The 4,973-nt window shown below is 67.0% G+C and carries 5 protein-coding genes and 1 pseudogene; 3 read left to right on the plus strand and 3 right to left on the minus strand.

All coding sequences use genetic code 11. The features are described 5' to 3' along the window. The 3 genes and pseudogenes from OP79_RS48305 to OP79_RS48315 form a co-directional block, all read left to right on the plus strand. Positions 1 to 254 (plus strand): annotated as a pseudogene (locus OP79_RS48305) (hypothetical protein); the annotation flags it as partial. Between the two features lie 368 nt (positions 255 to 622). Beyond that, positions 623 to 1,189, plus strand: a complete 567-nt coding sequence (locus tag OP79_RS48310) for a hypothetical protein (protein ID WP_245685748.1) — start codon at positions 623 to 625, stop codon at positions 1,187 to 1,189. 470 nt (positions 1,190 to 1,659) lie between these two features. Further along, positions 1,660 to 2,088: a DUF3592 domain-containing protein gene (locus OP79_RS48315; protein WP_157857539.1), complete on the plus strand. Its 429-nt coding sequence runs from the start codon at positions 1,660 to 1,662 to the stop codon at positions 2,086 to 2,088. Positions 2,089 to 2,210: 122 nt separating this feature from the next. On the opposite strand, the gene OP79_RS57885 is transcribed toward OP79_RS48315, so the two are convergent. The 3 genes from OP79_RS57885 to OP79_RS48325 form a co-directional block, all read right to left on the minus strand. Further along, positions 2,211 to 3,068: a transposase gene (locus OP79_RS57885; RefSeq protein WP_245685749.1), complete on the minus strand. Its 858-nt coding sequence runs from the start codon at positions 3,066 to 3,068 to the stop codon at positions 2,211 to 2,213. Between the two features lie 18 nt (positions 3,069 to 3,086). Further along, positions 3,087 to 3,821 (minus strand): ISL3 family transposase, encoded by a 735-nt coding sequence (locus OP79_RS57890; RefSeq protein ID WP_245685750.1) that lies wholly within the window; start codon positions 3,819 to 3,821, stop codon positions 3,087 to 3,089. A 311-nt stretch (positions 3,822 to 4,132) separates the two neighbouring features. Next, positions 4,133 to 4,714 (minus strand): hypothetical protein, encoded by a 582-nt coding sequence (locus OP79_RS48325; protein WP_033329598.1) that lies wholly within the window; start codon positions 4,712 to 4,714, stop codon positions 4,133 to 4,135. Positions 4,715 to 4,973: the final 259 nt, after the last annotated feature.

The raw sequence follows: 4,973 nt of genomic DNA on the forward strand, positions 1-4,973 counted from the left end.
AGCGGGGCGCGAAGGTCGTGCTCAGCAGTAAGACCCCTGACGGTGTCCTCCAGCAGATCTGGGCCCATCTCCTGGTCCACCATGCGCTGCGGGAACTGACGCCGAGAACCGCTGCCACCCGTCAACTCGACCCCGACCGCATCTCTTTCACCGAAACCCTGCGCTCCGCCCGCCGCAGCGTGACCGTCACCCCGGGCGGCTTCATGAGCCGGGACCCACCCCCTTGCATCCAGTGTCTGCCTGGGCGTGCGTGACCGCGTTTGGATCATGACGGCGGGACGGCTGGTTTTGTACGTGGGAGCGAGCAACGTTTGTCGACGGTTTTGGGCAGCACTGAGCGATCACACGGCTCGGAAATGTCGATGAGAACCAGCAACGCTGCTGGCGCCTGAGGGCCCTTCATGCGGCCGCGACATGGCGGCACTCCACATCGCAGGAATCGCTCTCTGGTCCGCGTAGCACTGCCTGGCTGTGGCGGCGCGTACGCCTCGGGGCTGATGCGGCGGCAATACGGTTACGCCGTGTGGCTGATGGTGTTCATGCCGTGGCCGGACGCCGGGCGGCGGGGCCTGCGAAAGCATCAAGGGCATCGCACGACATCGCTGATCAAGGAGCATGCCGCATGCCCACCACTGTTCCCTTCTCCGACAACGTGCCGACCGAAGGAAAGCACTTATCCGACCGCGCACCGGGTCGGACGGTGCCGGGCGTCCCGGCCTGGGCGCGACGTGCGGCGGCCGCGGTCGTCTGGGTGTCTCTGCCATCGGCCGTGTGGCGCCTCGCCGCCGTGCTGGGAGTTCCGCTGGGACTCGGACAGTCCGAGTACGACGCGATGCTCCTGCCCGGCTGGGGCCTGCTGGTGCTGCCTCTGCTGTCGCTGGCCCAGGAAGGTCTGGCCTGGCTGACACTCGGGTTGGTGCGGCCGTGGGGAGAAGTGTGGCCGCGTTGGCTGCCGTATCTCGGAGGCCGTCCGGTCCCGGTACGTGCCGTGGTTATCCCGGCGGCGTTCGGCACACTCGCCTGCAGCGTCTACGGAGTACTGCTTGTCTGGACGACCCTGCACGCGCAGATGGACATCACGCCGTGGGGCAACTGGCTCCTGACCGCCTGCTATCTGCCTGTGGCCGCCTGGGGGCCGCTACTGGGTGTGGTGACCGTGCACTACTACCGGCGCCGCACGCGCGGGTGAAGGGCGGAACCCCGTCACGGGCAAGCCCCGTCAGCTGGTGACCGCGTCTTGCGCCGCCCGGGCATCACGGCGGATCGCCGCGTACAGATCGACCTTGGTCTTCGGTGGCACCGGCGCCCCCTCACCATGCAGAGCACCCCCAGGCTCCCGCTGCAAGGCCCCGAGTGTTGCCAGAACTCGGTTCTGGCACAGATCTTGGGGAGCAGTCGCGGAGCGTCACCCCGGTGTTCGATTGCGAGGGAGTGGGCTCGCGTGAGACCGCGTACGCCTTGTCGTCTGACAGGCGAAAATGACGCTCCGCGAGGCTCTTACCGCCGCATTCGCCTATACCGCCGAGCCGGTCGAACACCTCAACCCGATAACGGCCGCCAAACATGTCTCCGAGCACAACGAAACGGCCCGCGCGGCAAACGCCGATGGCGCGTCCTTCGCCGACTGTCCCGGCGCGTACCGCCGCATACAATCCGGCCATGGCCATAGCCGTGGGCGTCCTCGTAGCGTTCATCTTGTGCACGCTCTCCGTCGCCTGCGCCATTGCTGCTCACCGTATCTTCCGCCTGCGTCTGCGTGGGGTCCGCACGACCGGCGAGCTGGTCGACTACCGGATCGACACGGACAGCGACGGCGACGACTGGTACTACCTCACCGTGGTGTTCGCTCTGCCTGACGGCACTCGGATCGAGAGTGAGTCAGCGAATCCGGTTCGCCGCCTTCCCCAAGGTATGGGCCCAGGTGCCACCACGGAAGTCACCTACGATGCGGCAGCCCCCAGACGCGTCTCCGCGTCATCGATTGAGACGACAGACCGCAACTTCAGCGACGCCTTCGCCTATGCCATCACGTCGGTCGCCACACTCGTCGGGGCGGGTTTCGTCGTGATCAGAAGCTTCACCGGTTGAGCATCTCGCACCCCGTTCAACCCCGGCCACCATGGCCAGAGGTCGCTGCAGGCCGGAGAAACAGACCGGGAGTAATCCCGGCACCGCGCTCCGGGCCTACTCAGCCGAGCGATCGCAGAGCATCACTGAAGCAGGATCATCTTGCGGAGCAGTTCGAATCCGGCTCGTCCGTAAAGTTGCCTTTTGATCTTCTTGATGCGGTTCACGGCGCCTTCGGTGCCGCCGGAGCTCCAGTCCAGGGTGAGTCCGGCTGTCACGGCGTCGAGGTCTCGGAGCATGTGGAGTGCGAAGCCGGTGAGGCCGGGCAGCTGGCTGGCCTCGGCGGCGTCGATCCAGGTGGGGAGCGTGGCGCCGAGGCGGCCGGTGAGTATCTCGCCGAAGTCGCGGATATGTCCGGCGGCCGTGTCCAGTTCGGGGCAGCGGGCCAGGACGTCCTTCAAATCGGCGCGGTTCTCCTCGCTCAGGGCCGTGGGGTGGCGGGTGAGCCAGCCGGTCACCTGCCGCACCGACGGCGGCGGGGGCGGCGTGCCCGCCGGTGCGGTGCGCAGGGTGGCGATGTGGGCGCGGACCATGGCGTAGGTGACGGGGGCGTGTTCGGCAAGCAGTTCGCTGTGCAGCCGGGTGACGCTGGTGCATCCCGCGGCGAACCGTCGCTCCAGGTAGGGCTTGTAGGGATCCAGCCTGCTGGGCCGGGGCCGGTTCTCGGTGTCCTGCCAGCGTGCGGCGCGCGCGTAGCGCGGCACGGTGTTGAGGCCCCAGCCCAGGTGCCGGGCGATCGCCCGACGGGAGTGGCCCTGCGCGAGCAACTCGTGGACCAGGGTGTGCGCGGCCTTCTTGCGCTCGGCCCGCCGGCCGACAGGATCCGAGTCGTCCTGCGGTCGGTCAGGGTCCGGGCGTGCCGCCGACAGGGTGTCGCTGGTCGGCGGATTGGGCCACGGTGTTCGCAGACAGTCGCGGTGGGCGGCGACGCAGGTCTCCACGGCCCGGCCGAGGCCCTGTCACAGATGAAACCGGTCCGCGACCTGCAGAGCATTGGGGGCGCCGAGCCGGGCACCCTCGGCGTAGGCGCCCGCCCGGTCCCGGCAGATGATCTCCACGCCGGGATGGGCAGTCAGCCAGGCGGCCAGCGGCCGCGCTTCGCGTGTCGGGAGCACATCGACCACACGGTGAGTTTCTCCGCAGGTCAAGACGGTGGAGTAGGTCTGCCCCCGGCGGATCGCGAAATCGTCCACACCCAGCACCCGCGGCGTGCTGAACCGCGGATCAGGCAGTGCCATGACCCTGCGCAACAAGGTCATCCGCCCTGCACCGAGACCCAGTTGGGCGGCCAGCCGGGCACCGGCCCGTCCGGCCAGCGCGAGCCCGATGCGCTCCAGGGTGTGGTTGAGCCGCGTGGTGAACCGCGCGTACGGGGCGGTCAACTGGGTGAACGGCTCGGCGAACGTCCGGCGCTGACAGTCCGCCGCTCCGCAGATGAAACGCCGGACCGTCAACCAGATCACGACGCTCTGCCCGCCGAGCGGGAGATCCTTCAACCTGCGCTGATAGCAGTCGTGCACCCGGTCCGAGAAGCGACCGCAGTCCGGACAGGCTGCCCCGGCCGCCCGGCCTCTCGCCACCACATCGACCGTGCCGAAGGCAGCACTCACCGCCTCGACGTCCACGTCGTCGATCCCGTCGAACACGAGAGAGTCCCAAAACGATGCATCGGCCGGCATGACCAGCACCGTCACCGCCCACAGCCGACCACGGCGGATACGAGCAGAGACCTGACGGAGCGTCACTCTCGCCTGCCAGACGACAAGGCGTACGCGGTCTCACACGAACCCGACCCCTCGCAATCGAACACCGGGGTGACGCTCCGCGACCGCTCCCCAAGATCTGTGCCAGAACCCAGAACTCAGATACATCGCCCTCCGGCGAAACCGGGCGTTGCCCGCTCTGAGCGACAAGTGGTGTCAGCTCCCAGGTTCTGGCTCGCTTTCTGTGACGCGCGCACGGTGAGTGATCTCCGCTGGGAGAACAGTGGGACAGAAGATGGGTCTCAGGTGCAGACGATGGGGCAGCCACGTCGGATCGAGTGCTGGGCAGCGCGCAGGAACAGTGCGACGTAGAAGGCTGTGTCCAGGTCCTTGCTCCACGGTCCTGTTCGAGTAGTGGCCAGTTCCTTTGCTTGGTGCCTGAACCACATGCTCAGGTCGAGGTTGTCGCATGTCGTCGGGGTTTCGGCTGGCAGATCGATGGCTGCTGCCAGCTTCTCGGCGAGCGGTAGTACCTGGGGAGCGCCAGCGACCATGGACTCGTAGTCGGCGGAGACGATGGGCAACCAGATCTCCTCATCGAGCGAGAAGGGCACGAGTACGGTCCAGCCGCAGAGGATCTCTGATTCCTCTCGTGACAGGTGTGTCTGGCACAAGGCGAGGAGCCCGGTCATGGAGGGAGTCAGCTTCTCCTCGAAGGCTTGCCCTGAGCCAGGTGCGAAGTCCGTTTCTGGAGGTACGTCCTCGTAGGGCGGCAGGCCCCGTCGCCTGAGTTCAGCGTTGAGCGCTGAAGCAACTTCCCCCCATCCGTCCTCCTCGTCACCGAACCATTCCTCCGCGCCGACGTTCACCAGATACACACCCATGTGGGGAAGCTACAGCGCGCATCTGACATTGATCAGTGAGCCAATCCGAACCTCGCGCGTGTGCGGCTCTGATGACCTCGGCATCCGCCTTGCCATCCTTGGGTCAAACGTGACGGATATATTGCATATATCGGGCGCAGGTGCTGGCAGTGTGGGAGTTCGCCCATCGCTCGCGACCCATGCCGGGAGGTTCCACCGCATGGCCCACACAGCCCGTCCTGACGCTCGCAGTCCAGTCCCCCGCCCAGACCTCGCCCTG

The sequence above is a fragment of the Streptomyces yerevanensis genome (assembly GCF_000716805.1).
In the GTDB taxonomy this organism is placed as follows: Bacteria; Actinomycetota; Actinomycetes; order Streptomycetales; family Streptomycetaceae; genus Streptomyces; species Streptomyces flaveus.